Source organism: Nocardia sp. NBC_01499 (genome assembly GCF_045040275.1).
Taxonomy (GTDB): Bacteria; Actinomycetota; Actinomycetes; order Mycobacteriales; family Mycobacteriaceae; genus Nocardia.
In genome coordinates, this window is sequence record NZ_CP109426.1 from 8346292 (window position 1) to 8370189 (window position 23898).

5 protein-coding genes (1 of these 5 only partly in view) are annotated in these 23898 nt (G+C 63.2%); 3 read left to right on the forward strand and 2 right to left on the reverse strand.

Annotated elements, in window-relative coordinates:
• Both OG203_RS38050 and OG203_RS38055 read right to left on the reverse strand, forming a co-directional pair.
• Nucleotides 1-20294, reverse strand: partial view of an alpha/beta hydrolase gene (locus tag OG203_RS38050; RefSeq protein ID WP_405162039.1) — the beginning only. Its footprint begins 33550 nt before the window's first position; only the first 20294 of its 53844 coding nucleotides appear in the window; the start codon lies at nucleotides 20292-20294; the stop codon falls past the left edge of the window.
• A 228-nt stretch (nucleotides 20295-20522) separates the two neighbouring features.
• A complete protein-coding gene (locus OG203_RS38055; RefSeq protein ID WP_405162040.1) occupies nucleotides 20523-20990 on the reverse strand; it encodes a YbaB/EbfC family nucleoid-associated protein in 468 nt (155 codons plus the stop codon).
• Between the two features lie 394 nt (nucleotides 20991-21384).
• Here OG203_RS38055 and OG203_RS38060 point away from each other — a divergent pair, with 394 nt between their 5' ends.
• The 3 genes from OG203_RS38060 to OG203_RS38070 are packed head-to-tail and all read left to right on the forward strand — an operon-like array spanning nucleotide 21385 to nucleotide 23897.
• Entirely contained in the window at nucleotides 21385-22992 is a 1608-nt protein-coding gene (locus OG203_RS38060; RefSeq protein ID WP_405162041.1) for a hypothetical protein, read from the forward strand.
• A 37-nt stretch (nucleotides 22993-23029) separates the two neighbouring features.
• Nucleotides 23030-23347 carry a WXG100 family type VII secretion target gene (locus OG203_RS38065; RefSeq protein WP_405162042.1) on the forward strand — a complete coding sequence of 106 codons (318 nt, stop codon included), beginning with the start codon at nucleotides 23030-23032 and terminating at the stop codon, nucleotides 23345-23347.
• A 58-nt stretch (nucleotides 23348-23405) separates the two neighbouring features.
• On the forward strand, nucleotides 23406-23897 hold the full coding sequence (locus tag OG203_RS38070) for a YbaB/EbfC family nucleoid-associated protein (protein ID WP_405162043.1): 492 nt from the start codon (nucleotides 23406-23408) through the stop codon (nucleotides 23895-23897).
• Nucleotide 23898: the final 1 nt, after the last annotated feature.

Here is a 23898-nt window from a genome sequence, read left to right on the forward strand (position 1 = left end):
GCTTGCGCTCCAAATTCAGGGAATTCTGACCGGAGCTGGGCGGCAATGTCTTCGTTTCTCTCCCAGCCTGCGGCCTTTTGTTCGAAGATCGCTGTCTGGCGGGGGGTGAGTTCGGGGCCGGGGATTCTTGTGCTGTAGGGGTTGCCGGTGGAGAAGGTGGCGTGTTGGTAGGTGTGGTGGTGGGGGTGTTGTTGGAGGTGGCGGATTGGTTGTCCGGGTTTGGGGTTGGGCGTGAGGGTGGTTCGGGTGGTGCCGTGGTGGATGTCGATGTTTGTTGCGGTGGTGTCGGTGGCGGGGTGGAAGGCGAAGGGCAAGCCTGGGTGGGTGGTGGAGCGGTTGGTGGTGGTGCGGCCGTTGAGGATTGCGGCGATTTCGTCGTCGAGTGCCCGGTCGCGGGTATTGGTGATGCGGTCGTGGTCTCCGCTGACCAGTGCGGTTTCGATGTCGTTGTTGGTGATGAGGTCGAGGTAGTTGTCGCGGTTTGCTCGGAGGTGTTCGGCGATGCGGTGGCGTAGTTGCTGCAGCTCGTTGGCGTCGGTTATGCCGAGTGTGTGGGCGAGAGCGGTGACGGGTGAGTGGTCTTCGGTGTTCCAGTGAGCTGGGGTGGGTGTGTGGAGGGTGATTTCGTCATGGGGGTCGAAGTCTTTGTTGAGGTGGTCGAGGAATTCGGGTACGTGAACGGTTTCTACTTCTGTGGTGCGATGTTCGATTGTGCCGTCGGCGCGGATGGTGGCGATCTCGCCCCGGAGACGGATTCGGGTGTTGGCGGGGAGGGTGTTGTTGTGGATTCGGTGAATGAGGTCGGCGACGGTGATGCGGGTGGTGTTGTGGGTTTCGTTGAGTAGATGCCACCGGAGTGCTTCGTCCATAGCTGAATCACGGTCGGAAACTCGGAGCTTGCTGTACATCCCACCATTTTTGGCGCTCGTCGCATAATTTAGTTGTTTTTTTGTAATGTCACGAAATTCGGTGCCTTGTTTGAGGTGAGTGGCGATTTCTTCGTATGCTTCCCAGCCTGCTGCGCGGTATTCAAGGATCGCTTTTTGCAGAGGAGTGATATGGGGGCCGAAGATGGTTGTGGTGTAGGGAAGGCCGTTGTTATGTAGGCCGTGTTGGTAGGTGCGGTTGTATTGGAGGTGGTGGATTGGTTGTCCGGGGGTGGGGTTGGGGGTGAGGGTTTGTCGGGTGACGCCTGGGTGGGTGAATTCGAGGTTGGTTTTGGTGGTGTCGGTGGCGGGGTGGAGTGCGAAGGGCAGGCTGGGGTGTGTGGTGGAGCGGTTGCCGGTGGTGTGGCCTTCGTGGAGTGCGGTGATTTCGGTGTTAATTGCGGTGTTGCGGAGTGCGGTGATGTGGTCGCGGATTGCGGCGGCGCGGGTGTTTTCGGCCTGGGTTTCTGCTGGGGTCTGGAGGGTGGGGTTGGTGAGGAATTGGAATTGGGCGTGGTTTTCTTGGGTGAGTGCGGCGTCGATCTCGTCGTTGGTGATGAGTTGGAGGTAGTTTTTGTGGTTTCGCGCGAGGTGGTCGGCGATGCGGTGGTGTAGGCGCTGTCGCTTGTCGGCGGTTCTTATGCCGAGTGTGTGGGCGAGTGCGGTGAGGGGTGAGTCGTGCTCGGGGCTCCAGTGAGTGGGGGTGGGTGCGTGGATAGTGATTTCGAGGGTGGGGAGTGTTTTGAGGTAGTCGAGGGATTGAATGGGAGTGAGGGTATTTGTTCCGGTCGGGGTGTTGAGTTGGATTATGCTGGTTCCGCGGGTGGTGAGGCGGATGGTGGCGGTGGTGTTGTTGGGTAGTTCGATTCGGGTGCCGATGGACAGGGTGAGGTAGTGGGGTTGGTTGGTGAATTTCTCGATGACTGTGTGAGTGAGGTTGGTGACGGTGGTGTGGGTGATGGGTCCGGAGGTGTCGCGGGTCTCGTCGGGGCGTTCGACGATGTCGGACTCCCGTGCGGCCGCGGGGGTGGCGGGACTGTGGTGCAGGCTGCTGTCGTGGATCGCTACCGGGGACGGTTGTGCGGACGTCTCGGCGGTCGGCTCCGGTGTCTGGCGGGTGGTGCTTGGTCCGGCCGGTGCCTGGTGGCTGGTGTGGGGGTGTGCGCTGCTGCCGTCGGTGGGTGTCTGTCCGAGCCTTAGCTTGGCGCCTTTCTCGTCGAGGAGTAAACCCGCGTCGATCATCCTTTCGGCTTGCCGCACCCCCCTTCTGGCTGAGATCCCCCCATACTGACCAGGAATGGCCTTGATTCTCAATATGACTCTGATCAGACGGTCTTTGTCTTGCCTTACGGTGAGTGACGTCGCGGGTATTTCGTGGTCGCGGAGGTAGCTGGCGATGTAGTCGTTACTGGTGCGGCCTGCCTCGAGGTTCTCGAGTATCATCCGATATTTAGCATTCAGCCGTATTGGGGCGTCGGGTAGTTCGGGCAGCGGGTGCGCGTGGATGCTCTCATCGATGAACCGCTGAAACTCCCGGCGGGCTTTGGCGACGACGGTTTTGTCGAGTAGCTGCCAACGGACAATTTCGTCCATCATAAAATCGGATTCGACACCGAATTTGTTGTTTGCGTCGGTGCTGTTGATCATCGCGTCATGTACTATAATCGGTCCAATTCCAGGAAATTTTGACTGGAGCTGGGCGGCGATGTGGGGGTATTTTCTCCAGCCTGCGGCCTTTTGTTCGTAGATCGCTGTCTGGCGGGGGGTGAGTTCGGGGCCGGGGATTCTTGTGCTGTAGGGGTTGCCGGTGGAGAAGGTGGCGTGTTGGTAGGTGTGGTTGTGGGGGTGTTGTTGGAGGTGGCGGATTGGTTGTCCGGGTTTGGGGTTGGGGGTGAGTGTGGTTCGGGTGGTGCCGTGGTGGATGTCGATGTTTGTTGTGGTGGTGTCGGTGGCGGGGTGGAAGGCGAAGGGCAAGCCTGGGTGGGTGGTGGAGCGGTTGTTGGTGGTGTGGCCGTTGAGGATTGCGGCGATTTCGTCGTCGAGTGCCCGGTCGCGGGCGCTGGTGATGCGGTCGTGGTCTCCGCTGGCTTGTGCGGTTTCGATGTCGTTGTTGGTGATGAGGTCGAGGTAGTTGTCGCGGTTTGCTCGGAGGTGTTCGGCGATGCGGTGGCGTAGTTGCTGCAGCTCGTTGGCGTCGGTTATGCCGAGTGTGTGGGCGAGAGCGGTGACGGGTGAGTGGTCTTCGGTGTTCCAGTGAGCTGGGGTGGGTGTGTGGAGGGTGATTTCGTCATGGGAGTCGAAGTCTTTGTTGAGGTGGTCGAGGAATTCGGGTACGTGAACGGTTTCTACTTCTGTGGTGCGATGTTCGATTGTGCCGTCGGCGCGGATGGTGGCGATCTCGCCCCGGAGACGGATTCGGGTGTTGGCGGGCAGGGTGTTGTTGTGGATTCGGTGAATGAGGTCGGCGACGGTGATGCCGGTGGTGTTGTGGGTTTCGTTGAGTAGATGCCACCGGAGTGCTTCGTCCATAGCTGAATCACGGTCGGAAACTCGGAGCCTGCTGTACATCCCGCCGTTGGCGTTTATCGCAGAATTTATTTTTTGCATTGTAATGTCAGCGAATTCGGTGACATTTTTGAGATGGGTGACGACTTCTTCGTTTGTTTCCCAGCCTGCTGCGCGGTGTTCGAGGATCGCTTTTTGCAGAGGAGTGATTTTAGGGCCGTAGATGGTTGTGGTGTAGGGAAGGCTGTCGATATGTAGGCCGTGTTGGTAGGTGCGGTTGTATTGGAGGTGGTGGATTGGTTGTCCGGGGGTGGGGTTGGGGGTGAGGGTTTGTCGGGTGACGCCTGGGTGGGTGAATTCGAGGTTGGTTGTGGTGGTGTCGGTGGCGGGGTGGAGTGCGAAGGGCAGGCTGGGGTGGGTGGTGGAGCGGTTGCCGGTGGTGTGGCCGTTGCGGATCGCGGTGATTGCGGTGTTAATTGCGGTGTTGCGTAATGCGGTGATGCGGTCGCGGGATGCGGCGGCGCGGGTCTTTTCGGCCTGGATTCCTGCTGGGGTCTGGAGGGTGGGGTTGGTGAGGAATTGGAATTGGGCGTGGTTTTCTTGGGTGAGTGCGGCGTCGATCTCGTCGTTGGTGATGAGTTGGACGTAGTTGTTGCGGTTTCGCGCGAGGTGGTCGGCGATGCGGTGGTGTAGTCGCTGCAGCTCGTCGGGGTCGTTTATGCCGAGTGTGTGGGCGAGAGCGGTGAGGGGTGAGTCGTGCCCGGTGCTCCAACTGGTGGGGGTGGGTGCGTGGATAGTGATTTCGGGGGTGGGGAGTGTTTTGAGGTAGTCGAGGAATTGAATGGGAGTGAGAGTTTTTATTTCGTCCGGCGTGTTGAGTTGGACGCCGATTCCGCGGATGGTGGAGCGGATGGTGGCGGTGGTGTTGTTGGGTAGTTCGATTCGGGTGCCGATGGACAGGGTGGGGTGGTGGGGTTGGTTGGTGAATTTTTCGATGGTCGTGTCGGTGAGTTTCGAGACGGTGGTGTGGGTGATGGGTCCGGAGGTGTCGGGGGTTTCGGGTGTGGGGTAGCGGATGACGGCGGTGAGGGTGCGCGCGTGGATGTAGGTCGTGACGATTGCTAGGGCTGCGGTGCCGTAGATGACATCTCCGGGGGTGGGAGTCGTCGGGTTGGTGGTGCGGTGGTTGTGGCGGTGGGGAAGTAAGCCGTGGTCGGTGGTGACGGTGAGTTGGATGGTTTCGTGCAGGCTGTTGAGGTAGATCTCGGTGCCGATGGGGTAGCCGTCGGTGTGGTTGGGGTCCAGGGTGCGTGCGAGCATCAGGTCGTCCAGCAGCCGTTCGGGTGTGTCGAACACCTGGACGCCGCCGGTGCCTGGTACAGGCGGTGCTGCGGGCCAGGCTCCTCCTGCCTGTGACGTGGATGCCTCCGCTCGGTCAGCGTCGTATGCGGACGACTGTGGCGGACCCACATCTATAAGAGGGCCGAGCCCGAAACGTCGTTCAGTGTCGAGGGTGGCCGGTGCGGTGTGCGTGCTGCCGGTCGCTGCGGGGGCGGGTTGTTCCGAGGCAATAGGTGCCGCGGAATCGGCCGGTGGACGGTGGACGGTTGATGTGGTGATAGTGCGGTCTTTGTTGTGGATGTAGTGATCGAGGAAAGCAATCATGTCGGGGCCGCTGATGGTCGGCCCGTCGTTCTGGGTGTTGTCGAGGTCGTGGTAGTCGCGGGATCGGAGGGCGAACTTGTTGGGGCCGGTGACGGTTATCAGGAGTATCCCGTTGCTACCGGCGACCTGGATGCGCGCGCGCGGCCGGTAAGTGGGGAATGCGTTGCCCGATTCCCGAGTGAGGTCGTCGAGGAGTTTGTCAGGGTTGTCGAAGGTCTGGATGGTGTGGCCTGGGGGCGGGATGATCTCACCGTCGGCGGCATAACAAATGGCACTGATGGTGTCGAGCTCGCGGCGGGGAACTGGCGGGAATGGATACTCTTGCCCGGTGACGAGGTCTTTGACCGTGATGGTGTAGTCGGTATTGACAGTGAGGCGGAGGCCATGTGCACCGATACCTGTAGTCCTGTCCAAATGAGGACTGGTGTAGGTGTGGCCGAGGAACGCGATAGCGCCGGGCCCATGGCGACGGCTGTGGCGAAGAAGATTTTCGGCGATCTCGGTGTGGGTGTTGTAATCATGTAGCGGTGCCCCGGCGATGATTCCGACCCCTAGGCGCGAGACCCCCGGAAGCCCGGTAGGCCGCACCACTGTGATGTGACGGCTACCATTATCCGCCTTGATATCGGTAAAGGTAGCGAAGATGCAGTCATGGCCAATGACGGAGCCGGTAGGCGTTGAACCGGCAACTCTCTGGTGTGCGGCGCTGCCGTCGGTCGCTGCCGGTGCTTCGAGTAGCGGTGTTATGAGAGCGAGGAAGGTGTCCTTGTCGAGCTTACCCTGCCTGGTCATTTTATGGGCATCGGCTATCGCCTGCGCAGCTCGCTCGGCAATCTCTTCGCTGCTCGAGTGGCTTCCGTCGAAAGCGGGATTGTAGTCCGCGCGGAGTTTCTCGATACGCTGGAGTAGGTGCGACTTACGGGTGCGTATGTTCTTAGCATTGAGGATATTCTTGAGCTGGGAGTAGATGTCCTCAGAGTCGGTTTTGCCTGCAACCATGCACTGGAGAACCTTGTTTTCTGTGGACCGTGGCCCCTTGGGTGCACCATTTTTGAGTATGTCGATAGTGATCTGGTGGAGCATGCCCCAGTCGTCGGCGATGGCCAAAATCGCTGCGATATACTTGTCCTGATTAGTGCGGTTGGCACCGGTGGCATCAATTTTGAATATTCTGTATATTTCGCGCCGCGATTGTTTTATGCTACCCGCCGAGGTGCCGGTATCTTTGTGGTTCGATGTGCGGTGGGCGGCAATATCCAGGTCTTTGTGGCGGCCAGCGGCGTGGTGCTGGATTATCGCGAATTGCAGGCGCGACGGCCTCGTCGTCAGTGGTTCGAGGCCTGGCAGGTCGGGAAGGTTCTGGCTGGTGTTGCGGTCGAGTTGGTTCTGCCGAAGGGCCGCGTTGGCGATTTCGGTGCGTTGGATGAACGGGGTGGTTTCAAGGGGGAGATTGAGATCGTAGGCCGCTGTGACGAGGAGTGTTTCGAGTTTTTCGTAGGTGTAGCCGAGAGCTTCGAGGTGTTTGACGATCTGTTGGTTCTTGTGGCCTTTGATGATGTGGTGGAGGACGGTTTTCTGTTCGGGTGTGAGTTCGGTGCCCGGGATTGTTGTGGTGTGGGTGTCGCCCGTGGGCGTGACGCCGTATCGGTAGGTGTGCTCGTCGGCGTTTTGTTGGAGGTAATAAACGGCGGCGCCCGGGGTGGGCTCGGTGATGAGGGTGTGCCGGGTGGTGCCGGGTTCGGTGATGACGAGGTTGGTGTTGGTGTAGTCGGCGGCGGCGTGGGCGATGAAATGGCCGTGGTATTTGGTCGAGCGGATGTCGGTGGTATATCCCCGGCGAAGTCCGGCGATCGCGTCGTCGAATACCTCGGTGCGTTTGGCGGTGATGTGGTTGTCGAAGGCGGTCGAGCGGGCGCCGGTAGCGGTGCCGTCGTTGCGCGCGTGTTCGTCGGCTATTTCGGCGTCGATCTCGGGGGTGGTGATCTGCTCGATGTAGCGGTCGCGGTAGGTGTCGAGGTAGTCGGCGATCCCGTCGCGCAGTTCGGCGGGGTCCTTGCCGAGTGCGAGGGCGAGGGCGGTGATGAAGGGGTGCCGCTCGTCGGGGCTCCAGTCGGCGGGGCCGGGTTCGTGCACCGTGACGTACTGGAGGTGGCGAGCGTTGAGGCGGTGGAGGAATTGGGTCGCGTTGACGGTGCGCGGTGATTCGGTGGGGATGTGGAGTTCGAGTTTGCCGTCGCCGCGGACAGTGGCGATGGTGTTGTCGGACAGTTGAATTCGAGTATCGGCAAACAGGGTGTTGCGATGCAACCGGTCGGCGAGATCGGCGCGGGTGGTGTGGAAGGCAGCCGAGGCGGGGTCCGCCGGCGGGCGGTGAACGCTGATCGTCTCGATGTTGTTGGTAGCGATGTGATCGCGGAGGAAGCCGAGGATGCGGGTGCCGTGGAGCCCGGGCTGGTTGGTGGGGACGTCGGGGTCGTTCTTACCGAGGTACTGGTAGGTAACCTTGTTGTGGCTAGTAACGGTGAGACGAAGCGTTCCCTTGGTGTCGTGCAGGTAGATACGGGTGCCAGGCGGGTAGTTGAGGAATGGGTCGCCCGTGCTCTTGGCGAGGTCTATTTCCAGGTCGAGATCTCTGAGGAGTTCGTCCGCGTCGCGGAAGACCTGAATGTGGTCGCCCGCCGCAGTGTCCTCGTCGGGGCCGAGGCCGAAACGTGGCTCGGTGTCGGTTGGTCCAGGCGGAGCCGCGGGCCACGCCGCGCCAGCCCGTGACGAGGACGCCTGCGCCGGATCGGCGCCACCGCGCAGCGATTCGGTGGATTCGGTAGTGGTGTCAGGGGTGGTGCCGGTGGCGATGGGTTGGCCGGCGGGGTTGAGGGGCTGGGTGCTGGTGGGCCGTGGCGAGCTGCCGTCCGTGATCGGTGCGGCGGTGGCGTCGCGGGCGATGCGGTTGCCGTATCCGTCACCGGTGACGTCGAGGTGAGGGTTCGGCACCGCCGTGGGGCCGGTTCGGTCGAAGTATCGGCGGGCCTCCCCGAATGCGGACAGCGCGTTGCGGAGTCGCTGGACGCTCGCGTCGTGCGGTGCGCCGTCTTCGCGCGAGCGCCCGCCGGGTTGCGGCGGGTTGCGATAGTCGGCCCAGACGATCGCCGCGGCGGCATGATCGGGGTCGCGGCGGATGGCCGCGGCGTACTGCTCCATGCTGCGGGCCAGATCGCTGTTCATCGAGGTGATCGAGGTATCGAGTCCTGGAACGTGCCAGGACACCGCCGCGGCGGCATCGATATCTCCGAAGCCGATCACCGCCGCGCCATGTCCGTCGAACGCGTCGGGATCGGCCTTCAGCAGATGAACCGGAGGGACGGTGATGGATTGCTCGGCGGCGACCAGAATCGCTTCGAGTTCCGCCTCGTGCAGGTCGGTCAATAGGGCGTTCAGATTACTTCGGCGCCGCTGCTCGAGCGCTGAAAGTTCCAGCTCACCATTCAGTCTGGACACCTCGGAGTGGACATAACTCCGATTGAGTGTGTCCCTGACCTGGGCCGGGATACCGTCGGAATTACGCAGGCCCGGGTAATCGGTGACCAGGTGGTTCTGGTAGCCCGGCGACAGGACAGCGAAGTCCAGCGCGTTCCACCACTCCTGGCCGAGCGTGTTCCACCACGCCGCCGCCTGCTGGGTCTGTTGACGCACGCCGGTCGCCGGGCCGGTCTTACCGAGCCCGGCCGGGATGCTCGGCGGCACGATCCGGTCGTTCTCGTTCCTCGGGTCCGGCTTCGGCTGCGCCCACAGATCCAGCTGCAGCGAAGGACGGACTTGCTTACGGTCCAACTGTCGCAGCCACGCGGAAAGATCGGCGGACCGGCGACTCACATTCTGGAGTTCGGTGTTGAGCCTGTCCTGGACCGCCGCAGAATGCGGGCCGCGGCTCGCCCGGCTCTGGAGCACCGAGACCCAGGCGGTCAACGCCAGCGTCTGGCGTCCGACCTCGGCCCTCTGCCGGTCGAGTTCGTCGATCCGCTCTCGCACGGCACCGTCGATACCGCTGGTGGCGGTGGAGGCATATCCCCTTCGCTCGAAGCGGGGGCTGACGATGAGACCTCGGCGGCGTTGCCAGTCGAGGAAGTAGTCGTTGATCTCCGGTCGGGGTTCGTAATGCCCGCTGTGGTCGGTCATCACGGTCAGTACTCCGTTTTCGACTATGAGGTAACCGGCGGCGGTGACCGTATGCCCGGCAAGGAATGCCGAATGGAATCGCACCAAATGCGTTCCGCCCGCGTACCAGTTGCCGAATTCGTCCGCCACGAACTTCACGCCCCTCGGTGCATGGAACGGATGGCCGTCGCGTGCTCGATACAGTCGGCCGTCAGGGCCGACGAATATCCGGTGCTGTTCGAGTTCTTCCGGGGTCATGTAGTGGTTCGGTACGTCGACATTCTTTGGTTTGATCTTGTCCTTTCTGCGGTCGACCACCTTGATCTTCTTACGCGAAAGGCCCCATTTCGTGCTTATGCTCGGCAGGGCTACATTCCGTGCCCGGATCGGCCGTCTCTCCCCGAGGTAGTGTGCGCGCAACGCCGCACCGCCCAGCCGTGGAATCTGCTGAGATAAAAGTATCCGAGTGAGCCGCTCCGGAATATTATCCATCGGTATCGCATCGGGATGCGTACCAGACGGTTCGAGCGGCGGCAAATAGGAGAACAGTGAACCGTCCTCATTCACCCCTATCTCGTATGTCTCGTCAGCGGACCACCGCAGGTACATGGTCGGCCGCCTCGGCTGTTCCGGTGAACGAGTCGGCGGCCCGACCGCATATTCCACAACGAGATTCGCTCCATACTTATGGCTTGCCAAGGTCAGCAATTGATGAATTGTCAGATCATCGCTGGGAGCGGTACGCCGACCGAAATCGATCGAGGGATTCCGCAGATCCAGGACAGCCTGTCGTAGCCTGTCGGCGTATTGTTGCGCAAACCGGTTCTCGAAATTAGCCCGCTGGATCTGTTCCGCGGCCCCCCACTCCTGGGCGGCCGATTCCGGCTGGTCGGCGAGCCAAGTGTCGAATTGCCGTCGACGGGCATCTTCGTTGGCCCGGTCGGCCGCCAACTGGGCCGAGGCGAGTAGCGGCGTTTTCCGGTAATCGTGGCGATACCGGTGCAGCTGATCGGCGAGCACGGTGCGCACCGCCATCGCGTCGGGGAGGTTGAAAACCTTTGCCAGTGCGGTGAACAGCGGCTCCCGCTGAGCGGCTACCGGCACCCACTCCGACGGCCTGCGCTGTGCAGGAACCTGTCGTTGTCCACGCGCTGGTTGCTGGATCTGCACTGCCGGAGCGGGATCGGTTGCCGCCGGTCGCGGCGCGGCCTGCCGCTCGGTTCTAGGCTGTTGCCTCTCGGTGTGGCCTGCCGCCGAGGTGACGGGGGGTTGCACATAGCCGGTCCCTGATTCTCTGACCAGTTGGCGCAACCGCGGCGCGTCGATCGTTTGCCGGTACGTCGCACCCGGTGTCCGATGCGCCGCATCGTCGATGAGATCGATCCGACGCCAGCCGTCAGTTGGGACAATCGGACCCAATACCGCTCGCATCAGCCGATTCTCGTGACTGAACCATATGGTGGTGCCCTGAGCCACCCCAACGTCGAGTCGCCGCCACACCGCACTGATCCGGCCCTCGGCATCCCGATACGGCGTCGCCACCGCATCCTCGGGTACGCCGACGGGCCGCGTGGCGCCGGTCGTCGGGGCTACCGCCGGACGATCAGTGGGCCGCTCGACGTGGGGTGTCTGCCCTACCGCCGGACGAGCGGTGGGCCGCGCGATGTCGGTCGTCGGACCCACCGCCGAAAGAGCAGCGGGCACAACATCAGGCCGAGCCGTCTCCTGCGCCGGCGTCGGCTCGGTCGGCGGCTGCCGCCGACCGACCGCTGGGCCAACTGCGGAAAGAGCGGCGGGCACAGCCGGGGGCGGTGCGGCGGGACCTGTGGCGTCGGTTTCGCGTCCGACCGCCGGAGTGGGACGCACCGGGCCGACGAGCTCTGGGTCTGTCGGTGTGTTGTCGTGTTGGGGGCCGAGGCCGAATGTTTTTTTGATGTCGGGGGAGGCGGCTGGTTCGGTATGGGATGGCAGGAGGAGTTGGCCGGTACCGGTGTAGGTGAAGACATAGAAAGGGTTGTCGGGGTCGAGTTCGTATCGGTTTTCCGGCGGGAATATCTTTTCTTCTTCGTCGTTGGGGTCCTTGACGGTGAGTTCGTTGTTTTCTGTGACACGTACGTCGATGGCATGTCCACCGATACGGTATCTGCCGACGGGGCTGCGGAAGTTCTGGGCAACCAATGCCGTGTTACCGGGACCGTGCCGGAGTAGAAAGTTTCCGATAGCGGCGTAGCTGGCGTAGGGACTTGGTTGTGTGCCGGTATATTTCCAGGTTTCGCGGAGGGGGATCCCTTCGATCGGGGTTGCTTCGGTAAGCGGCTGGATGACGTTACCGCCGATGCGGTGGTGGATACCGTTGAGAGCCAGGCGGAAGCACTGGTTGCCGGGCCCCGAGTAACCGATGGTCGGCCTCGGGCCTGCGGTTGCCGCGGCATCGGGGCGCTGATGAGCGCTGCTGCCGTCGGCTGCGGTCGGGGCCGATTGATCGAGTGGTGTGATGAGTGCTGCGAACAGGCCTTTGTCGAGGTCGCCCTGCCTGGCCTTGCGGTGAGCTTTGCCCAGCACGATCGGAACCCGCTCGGCCAGCTGTTCCTGCTTTGTCTTTCCGGTGGACGGGTTGCCACCGGGACCGCCGCCTTCGATTTTTTTGAGTACTCTCGACCTAGTGGTATCTACTGAATGCTGAGGGTAGACTCCTCCTTTCCTATTTTGGATAGCGCCGAGGTCCTTGAGCTTGGCGTACATTTCCGCAGGGGTAATTATGCCGAAGTTGAGGCACTGAATAATTCTGCTTTCTACGCTCCACGGTAGCTTGAGCGCGGCTTGTTCAAGTTTTTTGATCTCCCTCGGCTCGAGATCGTTCCAGTCGTGAGCGATGGCCGAGATGGCCGCAACGTATTCGGATACATCGCCACTGAGGGCATCGATCCCGAATTTACCTCGTATTCTTTCGAATGCGCTGTATACGGCGTCATTCGTAATATTAGGTGTGCGATGATCGACAATATGCGGAGCTGTGTGAAAACCGGCGGCGTTGTATTGGATTATTTCGGATTCTAGGGTCGACGGCCGTGAGAACGGGCGTCGGACAAGTGCTTTGAGCCTGGGGATATTGTTGATGGTGTGCTGGTCGAGTTGGTTTCGCTGATGGGCTGTGTCGGCGATTTCGGCTCGTATGAGGAAAGGGGTTGGATGGATGCTGTTGGTGAGGTTGAGGTCATATGCCGCCGTGGTGAGCAGCATTTCGAGTTTTTTGTAGGTGATTTCGAGCTGTTTGACGATTTGCTGATTCTGGTGCCCTTTGATGACGCGGTGGAGGACATCTTTTTGTAGGAGTGTGAGTGGGGCGCCGGGGATTGCTGAGGTGTGGGTGTCGCCGGTGGATGTTGTCGCGTGTTGGTAGGTGTCGTCGTCGGGGTGTTGGCGCAGCTGGTGCACGAGGGCGCCGGGGGTGTGGTCGGTGATCAGGGTGTGGCTGGTGCCGTCGGGGAGAGCGAAGGCGAGGTTGGTTCTGATGTAGTCGGCGGCGGCGGCGAGGCGGAAGGGGACGCGGTGTGTGGCGGAGCGGTAACCGGTGGTGCGGCCCTCGCGCAGCGCGTTGGTTTCGTTGTTGAGTGCGGCGGTGCGTTCGATGGTGATGTCGTTACGGAATTTCGTCCGGCGGGCGCCTTCGGCGTTGACAGCGGTGGTGTCGTTGTAAGCGATTGGGTCGCTGGCGAATTGGTTTTGCCACGCGTATTCCCCGGCTAGTGCGGCGTCGATGTCGTCGGTGGTGATGCCATGGATGTACTGGCCCTGGTGGGCGTCGAGGTGGTCGGCGATGCCGTTGCGGAATTCCTGAGGGTCGCGGCCGAGAGAGTTGGCGAGGGCGTCGATCGGGTCGCGGTGGCCGTCGCTCCAATGGGTGGGGGTAGGTGTGTGGACGGTGACGTCGGGGGTGTCGAGCTTGCTGAGGCGAGTGAGGAATTCGTTCGGGTTCAGAGTTTCCGACTTCGCGGGCGTGTGGTGATCGAGTTTGCCGTTGGCGCGGAGCGTGGCCGTGGTGTTGTCGCTCAGGTGGATTCGCGTGTCGGTGAGCAGGGTGTTGTGGTCGAGTTGGTAGGTGAGGTCGGCGAGGGAGGTCGACTCGGCGGGATCTGCCGGGGGACGGCGAACAGTGATGGTGGTGAAAGTGCGGTCCTGATGGTGCATGTGGTCGTCGACGAAGGCGAGCACGTCGGGGCCGTGCAGGGCGGGCCCGTGGTAGAGGACGTTCAGGTCGCCGAAGCTGCGGTATTGAGGTGTGAACTCATTGGGGCCGGTGACAATGAGCTGGAGTCGTCCGAGCTCATCGACCGCCTCGACACTGGTGCTGAGCAGATAGGTGGGGAATCCGCCGCCCGTCAGCTGCGCGTGCTCTATTTCCAGACGGAGATCGCTGACGAACGCGTCGGCGTCGTGGAGGACCCGAATGCGGTTGTCCGCCGGGGCGTTGTCGTGTTCGGGGCCGAGGCCGAGGCGTACCTCGTCGTCGGAGTGCGCGACCACGCCGAGATCGGCGGTACCGTCCAACGTCGCGGCCACGTTCTGGAAGCCGTCGTGCTGGACACCGGAATCCCGGGCCGTCGGATTCAGGACATTCGGGTGCTCGGCCGAATAGGAGTCGGCGGCGTCGAAGATCCGGTCCAGATCCGGACCGAAGTAAGTCTCACCAACCGGCGGCTCGAACGCCGATCGCCCGGCCACTCCGGATCGTCCAGACGTATCGGATCCATTGCGCGACAAAGAATCTGCCGAACCGTCGAACGTCGACGCATTCGGGCGCCGGGCGGTCCGCGGCGAGCTGTCGTCATGCCGAGTGCCAGCTGTCTCGCGGGTCGGGGGCGGCGTTACCTCGGCGGGCGGCACCTGCCGCGTCGTATCACTGTTGTCGTGAGTACTTGTGTCGCCGTGCGTATCAGCGTCGTGAGTATTGGCGTTGTCATCGGTATTGGTGTCGCGGTGAAGACCGGCGTCGCCCGGAGTATCGACGGAGTCGTCGGCACCGTCCGGCTCCGGTGTGACGGTCTGCTGTTCCGGCACCTGTACCGCGGGCGGCGGCGCGGTGAAGTCCATCCCCGGCGGGGCCAGGGGAGTAGCGGGCAGCCGGCCCGGGGCAGGAACAGACACCGGAGGCGCATTGGCTCGGTAGGCCCCGGGATGCTCGGACAACTGCAGCTGGTCTTCGATCGCACGTCGCAGTGCGGTTGCCGTGTCTTTGGGCCCGAGGTGTGGGGCGAGCAGTTGTTCTTCCGCGTGCTGTTGCAGCCTCGGCGTTGTCTCCTCCTCCAGCACTCGGACGGCTTCGGCGACTCGCTCGTTGGCCTTGTTGAGGGCTTCTTGTTTGCCCGCCGCCGAGGGCTCGGCTTTGTACTCGTTGGCAGCCTGCTCCTGTTCGTCCTTCGCTTTCATGTACTGCGTGATCTCGCGGGTGGCCTGTGCGTCCGCGATCATGGTCCGGAAGTCCTCGTTCGAGGTGTACACCTTCCACGAGCCGGGTGTGCCGCCGGTCTTCCGATCTTCGCCGGACCCGCCGCGGGCCGACCGCCAGATCGCCTGCAACAACACGCGCGGCGAAAACGCCGGGCCGCCACTGACTCTGGTGATTACGCCGCCGAGTGCAATCGACTTATCCGTCGGCTTCGGGTCCGTCCCTCGCGCGCCGGACTTGTTGATGAACATCAAGCTGCCCGGCTCGCCGAACTTCGCGATCAGTTCATTTGCCGCGTGCTCGGCCTTATCCCCACCTTCTTTCCCCTCATACCAGCGGGCATCGATCGCTGAATATTCGAGCTTGACCCCTTCCTTGATCGCCAGCCCGTGTTCGGTCGCGTAGTGCTGCATGCGTCGTTCGACGATCGCGTCGACCCAATCGACGATCCCGCGCTCGGACAATTCCTTGTCTTGCCAACCATTCAGCTCGATCCTGGTCTCCTCGACCATCCGCCCACCGCCCGGCTTGTCGACCGCCCGCTCTATCAGTCGCTCGTTCTTGCCGCTGATCTCCCCGTTGTCGAGGTGGATGTTCCACTGGGGCTGGCCTTCTTTCTTGATACCGACAATCGTGCCGTCCTCCACGGTGAACGAGATCTTCGCGGCATCGATGGCATCGGTCGCGATGCCGGCCAGCTTCGCCTCGCGACTCTTGAAGTGTGACCGCTTGTGCTGGAACAAATTCGATTCGTAGAACCGCTCGACTTCGGGCACCCCGAAATAATCACCGCGCTTGTCATGAGAGCCACCCCAACTCTCGTGCATGGCGCCTTCCACTTCTTTCGCCGTGCCCGAGACACCCGTCGGATCCTGCAGGTAACGGCTGCCGATCCACTGCTTCAACGTCATCGTCAGCGAATCCTCCGGACGACTACCCCGCACCGTCACACCCTGGACGATGTCGAGATGTTGTCCCAATCCCTCCAACCGCACTTCGGTTGATTTATTTTTTTCCCACATCAACCGGTCGGTGGTTGACGCGTTCATCTGCATCACCTTGTCGTATTTGCGGGAGGTATTGAAGTGGGTGTCGCGTTGCAGCCCCCACTTCACGTTCGCGAATTTTGTGTAATGCTCCGCGTTGGCGAGCACCGAACCCCGGTCCCCGGTCACCGCTGTCAGCTTGTTGATCGCGTCCTCGGTCATCCGCGCATGCCACAGACCGCTGGTGTTCTCGGGCCTGCCGAAATCTTTGTCGGTCAGTGGGTTCTCAGGCAGATCCAGCATCGCGAGACGGAACTTCTCATACAGATCCTTCAGCTGCGTCACAGTGGCCGGTGACGCGTCCCCGTCAGCACCCGGCGACAACTTGGCCCGCACCTCCCCGTCGAACGCGGTATCGATCTCGTCGAGATTGACCTTCGCCTCCGGGAGCGGCTTGAACCGCCGCGCGATCTTCTGCTCCTCGGCCATCGCGTTCAACCGATCCGCTACCGCATCAATATGCGGCTCCGTACGCAGCCACTCCTTCACCTCCGCCACTACCTCCTTCGGCGCACCCGCCCGCCCGATCTCCTCGATCATCGAGTTCGCTTCGTGCAGACCGATGAACAGCACCGCTTCCTTGGTCCCCACCACCAGCAGGTTGCGGCCCGAGGCCTTGGCATCCCAGGCCCACTGCGGGAACGGCTCGTTCTCCCGCAGCTGCACCATATCCACGCCCATATCCTTCAACCCCGCACGATGTTCTTCGTGTGTCCCCAGGTAGCCCTGTATCTCCTTCATCATGTCGAGCACCAGCGGTTCGCTGCTGGTCAGAATCGTCTCCGCGCCATGCTTCATGGCATCGCGATACCCGGACATGACCATCACCAGCGTTTTGCCCTCCCCACCCTTCATATCCGCGGGCCCGAACTCGGTCAGCACATACGCCAGCATCTGCGTCCGCCGTGGCGTGCGGCGCTTCGCCGGATCCGGATTCGGATCATGGCGCGTCATCCACTCCGCCATCGCCGCCACCTGCTCCGCGCGAGAACCGTGGCGCACCATCCGATCCAACTCGGCGTCGCTCGCGCCCCGCCCGATCACCGCGTCCGTCTCTTCGGTATGGCGCAACACCTCGTCCCGGTACACGAACGCCGCCTTCACCACCGCGTCCCCCATTTCCATGGCCTTCTTCGACGCCGCGCTCATCGCCTCCCGCTGGCCCGCGAGCCCCTTCTCGTACGCGTTCAGATCCGGAACCTTCGCGGTCCCCAACCCCGCAAAGCGTTTCTCGAGCACCTCGTGCATCTCGCGCTTGAACTTCGCGACCGCCTCGGGGTGCGCCGCTTCCTTCGCCGCCAGTTCCTTGCCCAACTCCGCCACCCGCGACTGGGCCGTCTCATCGGACTCACGGCGGCTCAGTGTCCGCTCCCAGACCTCGGATCGCTGCTCGACTCTCCTGTTGAACACCCACCTGCGGCGTCGATCCGAGGCCAGCTCGGCACGGTCGTTCCGCGCCGCGGCCAGCTCCTCGGTGCGATCTTTGGCGGCGGTCAGCAGCGCCTCGTGCTCGATCATTTCATCCCGTAGATTCTTCCGACTCTGCTTGACTTCACGATTGAGCTGCTTGAGGTATTCCGCCCGCGGCTCGTTGCCCGACCGGGCCTCCTCATACTCTTTCTTGCTGTTCTCGAACGTTTCTCGCGCCTTGGCGACCTTATCCTTTGAGGCTCTGATGTTTTCGTCGAGAGTATGATTCAGACTAACCTCGAGCTGCGCTTTCTCCATTTCGTGCAGTTTTCTGAGGTTCTTCAGATCGGCGATTTCCTTACGCAGATTCTTAACAGAAATGTCCGTTTGCGCGTCGGTGCCCTCTAGCATGAACAGTCGATCTTGGTTGGCCCTGAGAACCTCGATCTCCGAATCGGCCTTCAATTCCGCATAGCGCTCCTGCACCGCATGCTCTACCGCCGCATCGTGCTCGGCCTTCGCGGCATCGTGCGCCGCGCGCGCCGCCTCGTGCCGCGATTCGGCGTGCGCGGCGGCGTCCGCCGCTCCCGACTCCCGATCCTTTTCTGCCCGAACAGATTCGAGTGCTCGACTGCTGTCGTCGAGTTCTTTCGCCGCGGCGTTCAGTCGTTCCCTGGTACCGATGACATTCTGGTCGCCGGCCGCGACCTCGGTCCGCAACTGATCTCGTAGCTTCACCTCATGCGGGTTCACCGGCTCCTCGGCCGCCTGGCGAATGGGCAGGCCGAGATCGTCGTATGCCTCCGTGGCGCGCAGCCGCTCGTAGGTCACTCCGAGGGAGTCCGTCGGCAAATCGGCTGCTCGTAGAGGGGGCTGCTCGGAAAGAGCCGGGCCGTCTTTTGTTTCGGGCAGGTGCGTCCGCGGCCGTCTAATCGAGCGGTCTTCGGGCTCGTCGGTACTGTGTTTGCGTTCCGGCGCACCGGTTTCCGGGTGTGTGCGGGCGTCGTCGCCCGAGTTGCGGGAGTTTGTTCGAGCCGGCCCGTCCGAGCCGGGCCCGCTGTGCCCGGCGGGGCCTTCGGGCCGCGGACCGCCCGCGGGACCGACGGCGCGTTCCGGTGACGCGGCGCGAGACGAGGAACCCGATGGCTGATCCGCCCTGGCGACCGCTGGCCGCTGCACGGCCGGGCCGGACTCGTTGTGCGCCGCGGTGATACGGGTGTGCGATCCGCCATCCGAGGCCGCCGAGGGGGTGGGCGACGCTGATCGACGTATCGCCTCGGGTTCCGGAGTGTTTGTCCGAGTGGGGGTTTCGGAGCCGACCCGGCTGCCGTTGCTCGATACCCCGTCCGCGGTCCGGCCCCGGCTCTGCGAGTCCATCGTGCCATCGACCGACGAGGCCCTCGACGATGGTCGCGACTCGACCTGATCGGGCGCAGGCTCGTGCCTGATCGAGCCGTGCGACTCGGATCCGTCGGAAACGTGGCTGCGCGCGTCGAACTCGCCGGAAGCGTGCGTGGCCGGGCTGCGCGAGTCGACCTCACCGGAGGCATGGGCAGCCGGGCTGCGCGCGTCGAGCTCGCCGGACGGCCGGGCGTGCGATTCGGCCGCGGTGAACTCGCCCGAGTGCCGTGATCCGGACGCACTCGACGAATGGGTCTCGGCCCCAACCGAACCCCCATTCCTCGTCACCCCACCGTTACGTGAACCCTGCGGTTCCGGCGACGATGCCCGGAATGTCGAACCGGAGGCCGGTTCCGGCTTGGCACCGAACCCTCGGGTGACCGGTGGTGGCGCACTGGCCGACCGATGCCCGCTATTCCCATTCGGTGTCGACGCCGCCGAAACATGCGACACCGACCCGTCATTGCCGATCGAGCCGACCGAACCCGCGCGGGGCCGCAGCACGCTCGCCGCCGCGATACTGCCGGTGCGTACGGACGACGATCGAGTCGGCGCGGTGACTTTGTCGAGCCCCGACTGCGGGCCGGAGCGCGAATTGTTCTCCGTGCGTGCGGATCCCGGACCCGTTGACCGATCCGTGCCGACCGCACGCGACACCGTCCTTGTCTCTTTCTCCGTACCGGCGTTATCCACGGAATGGCCACCAACCATTCCGCGACCACCCGCACCGTCCTTCCCTGCTGGCGCCGGGTGGATGGCACTGCCGTCGGCAATCTTCAGATCGGTCGAGGAGCTGGCCGCGGACTTGAAGGACTCGGTGTCCATCGCTTTGGCTCGGGCGTGGCCGATCGCGCCGTGCACACCGCCAATGATGCCGCCGAAGCCAACACCGGCGAGCATGGCCGGATCGAATTCCCACTCCCCGGTCAGCGCGCCGCCGGTGACAAAACCCGCCAGATTACCGACGAGGCCCGCGGTGGTACCGGCGCCGACCGCGATGCCCGCGGACCCCCACCAGGTCGTACTGTATTTGCCGACCCAGTTGCCCAAGCCCTTGCCGATGACGCTGCCGAGCGGCGCGGCCACCGCGCCGGACACCCCGCCGACGGCTCCCGCGATGAATATCCGCTTCAGGTCGAAGCCATCGATATGCCCCTTCTTCTTTTGGATGTCCTCTACCGCGACCTCGGTAACGAGGCCGAGCACGCCCTGCGTCACGCCGCTGATGGCCGCTAGCTTCCACAGCGGCATCGCCGCGATCGCGTTGGCGTGCTCGACCAGGAATTGCAGCCGCATGGCCATGGCACGGCCGATTCCGGCCATGACGCCCGCGGTCTCGGCTTGCAAGGCCGGAATCACCACCGCACCGAACCACGTGGTCAGCGCGTAGGCGATCTCGGCGGCCAGAATCGCAAGCGTGATGATGACTTGCCATTTGGTGTGCTCGATCTCGGCGCCCATATCGTGCGCCGATTTACCGAGCTGTTTCAATGATTCGACGAGCTTCGGGACCGACTGATCGCCGGTAAAGAATTGTTCGAACTGCTTTTTCATCTTGTCAGCGCCGTCGCCCGAATAATTATCGGACGCGGTATTGCAAGCGGTGTGCACTAGATCGAGGAGGCCGTTCAGCGTATTCGCCGCCGTCTGGTAGTCCTCGCCGAGCGCGAACATCTTGTCCTCGTCGCCTTCCGGCCACGCGGAACCCGCCAGGTAGCTGAGCCATCTCAGCTCCGAAGGCATGTCGAGGCTCATCGATCAGAGCTTCCGGCACTGAATACGCCGCGCTCGGCGCAGTTCTCCGGCGACAACGCGGTACTGCGCCGTTGGCAGCCCGACCCGACGGCGCAGCCGAATGCACGGCGCCGCAGGGTGATCAGGAGGCACACGTCGGACACCTTCCCGCGCTTCGGCCGGGAGTTCCCGGCCGAAGCGTGTCCGACTCAGCGATGAACGACAACCCGCCGCCGATCAATCGTGGTCGGCGACCGACCATGGCCGGGTCTGCGAATCACCGGTCCCGAGGTCCTGACGCTCGGCGGGCGAATCGAACGAGGCCCGTTGCAGCTCAGGCGTTTTCATGCGCATGTCGGGCAAGCCCTCGACCAGCGACGACAAGCTGGGCAGCCGAGACCGGGTCTCCCGGATCGGCGCGATCAACTCCTCGGCCCTGCGCGCCACCTCGGCGGCCGCCTCCTGGGTGGCCTCGGTGACGGCGTCGGCGATCTCGTCGTAGTCCAATTCGTCGATGTCGTCACCGAACTCGGTCTCGATCACGACACCGTCGGCGTTGACGGTGATGCGCACCCGGCCTTTGCCCGCGGTCGCGGTGGCGGTGAGTTCGACACGCTGACGCTGCACCTCGGCGATCGAGCGGATGTGCCGATTGACCGTCTCGAGCAGATCGACGGCGTCTCCCTGGATCCGGTCGTTGCTCACGTCGAGTTCTCCTTGCCGCACGAAGAAATGTGAACCAGCGATGCGTGGTTCCGCATTGACTACTGCGCGAACGTATCACGACGTATTCTGGGAAATCTCGCCGTGACGCATTTATAAGGCCATTCTTACGCGCTGGCTACGTGCCGTTACGTGTCTCTTACCCGACGCTGAGCTACATAGTGTTGAATCCCAACAGTGGTAAGTGTTCGACGCGGCGTTGCGGTACGGGCTCGAGCTACGCTGCGGAGGTTGCTTGGTGCGAATGAGAGGCTGCGAGTCGATGTCTCGATGATGATGGAAGCACTATCGGAACAAATGCGGAGTATTGCCGGTCGGCGGTATACCTGAATTCGGTAGGCCGACGCCGTCGCACCGACGAGAAAGAATTCATCATATGACTGACCCCCAGCAGCAAAACCCGGCAGGGGACGGCGACACTGTCGACGTCAGCTTCAGGTTGGGCGCGCCAACCGCGCAGCCCCAGGGCGCCGATGAGCAGATACTGGACGCGCAGGAGACGCCCTCCGCGCCCACCGATTCCGCCCCACCCGAAGAGGGGGTCGGCACAGTCGAACCGCAGGCCGCTGCTGAGCAGTCGGTCGAGGAGCAGGCGGCCGAGCTGGCCCACAGCATCGCCCGCGAACTCGGCGTGGCGGGCCCGGACGGCTGGCAATGGCTGGAGGCGGTCTTCTCGCTGACTGTCGCCGGCGGCGTGGCCTTCGTGCTGTATTACGACAACGACGAACAGGTCTCGCGGGCCGAGCCGTCGCCGGAGGTCGGCGAACTCGTCGTGCTGCATCGCGAGATCTCCGCGCAGCTCGGCGACGGACCCTGGTGGCGCATGGTGATCGAGCTGGAGGCCACCGGCGAGGTCGAGGTCGACTACGACTACGCCGACGAACCCTTCCCCGACGAACAGCTGCTTGCCGCCGAGGCCTATCGGGCCGACCTGGAAGCGTTTCCGCGCGAACGGATCCCGGTGTGGCTGGCCGCCTACATCTTCCATGACGAGCGGCAGTGGCGCTCGCCCGCGGCGGCCGCCGCGCAGGCCCGCGCCGATCGCGCGGCGAATATCACCGCGATCCTCGGGCGCGACGATTTCCCCCCGCTGCCCGTGCTGTGGGCCCGCTGGGCCACGATCGCGGCGGCCTTCGTCGCCGTCGGCTCCGGGCTCGGCCCCCGAATTCGGCCCGCACTCGCCATCTTCGAAGGCGCGGCGCGCAGCGGCTGCACGCTGTTCGTGCTGCCCGGTGGCCGCGCGGTGCTCTCCGGTGGCCTGTGGAACGCCCCCGAACTCGATGACGCCTACAACAACGAGGGCGACCTGCCCGACCTGTATGCCGGCGCCCCCGACTGGGTGGCCAATCAGGTGCTCAATCCCCGTGCGGCCCAAGGCATGCTGTCGTTCTGCTACTGGTGGGAGCACGGCGCCTGGCACCACGGGGAGTCGCCGGGCCCCGAGCTGATCAGCGCCGCCATTCCCGGCGTGTGGACGCCGGAGACGGTGGCCGACATCGTCTGCGGCGTATCCGGCGACGAGCCGACCGAGCAACAGCGGCAGGCCGCGGACACGCTGGTCGATGCCGCCGAGGCCGGTGTGGTCACCCGGGATACGTTGACCGCCTTGTTCGATGACCTCGGCGACAATATCGACGGCGCCATGTACCAGCTGTCGCTGGCCGGACTCACGGCCACGGTCCCCGAGGAACTGCCAGAGGACCAGGCGATCACGCTGGTGCGCAAGTACATCCTCGACCTCGGCGTCGACACCACCGGCTATCCACTCGACCAGCTCGTCGCCGAGCGCCTCGAGGTCGGCTGGATGGTGTTCGTGCCGACCGAACCCGGCGAGATCGCCATCGGCCGCGCCATCTTCTACATCGCCGACGACGGCGTGATCGAACAGTCGTCCTCCTCGATGCCACCGTCGGCCTACTCCACCGGGTTCGAACAACGCTTCCAACAGCGCCAGACGAGAGCCGGCGCCGATCTCGTGATCTGACCCGCCGCGCTGACGACACCACAACCCGAGGAGCACGATGAGCAAGACCGTCAAGATCGAACCGGACGGATTCCGCCGCGCCGCAGCCAATTTCGATGATCTCGCCGATCAGGCGAAGAAACTGCTCGAGACGCTGAAGTCGAACACCAGCAGCAAAGGTGAGGCGTGGGGCGACGACAAAAGCGGTAAGAAGTTCGCCGAAGGGGACAAGGGATACAAGAAGGGCCGCGACGGTACCTTCGCCTCCCTGGCCGCGTTTGTCGACGTCTTCGCGCAGAACGCGAAGAACCTCAGGGACTCGGCGCAGCTGTATGAGGACAACGAGCGCCAGCAGGTCTTGAACATGAAGCGATAGCACGAAATTCCGTCGTCTTGCGAAACGCGCTCGACCTACGATCCGGAGGCTTCTGGTGGTGAATGAATGGCTGCGGGCCGATGCCGCGATGATGATAGAAGAGATGTCGGCACAGATGCAGGGTATTGCGAAGGTGCAGCGTGATCGCGCCAGGCTCACCGCAAGCGTCACCGCGTGTGATAAGCGAATCACCGTGACCGTCAATGCCGACGGCATTCTCATCGATACCCAGTTCGCCGACGATATCAGCGATCTGTCCTACAGCGAGATCGCCGCGGCCATGACCGAGGCCGTGCAGGGAGCCGCCCTGAAAGTGGTCGAGCAGGGCCATCAGCTCATGGAGCCGTTGCGGGAGCGCAAGTCCCGGTTGCCGCACGTATCGGATCTCATCGAGGGCGTCATGGATGCCAGGTCGATGATTCCGGTGCCGCCGCCCGTGTCGACCGCGCCGCCGAACTCGCCGGAGCGACGGTATGACGATGAGGGCGTGGATTCCAGCGACGCGGGGCGGTTCGGGCGCCGGTCGATGGTCAGCGACCTGGACGACTGAG

Excerpts from the sequence above, each read along its gene's own strand:
- OG203_RS38060 (WP_405162041.1), top strand. The coding sequence starts at position 21,385 with ATGACTGACCCCCAGCAGCAAAACCCGGCAGGGGACGGCGACACTGTC.
- OG203_RS38065 (WP_405162042.1), top strand. The coding sequence starts at position 23,030 with ATGAGCAAGACCGTCAAGATCGAACCGGACGGATTCCGCCGCGCCGCA.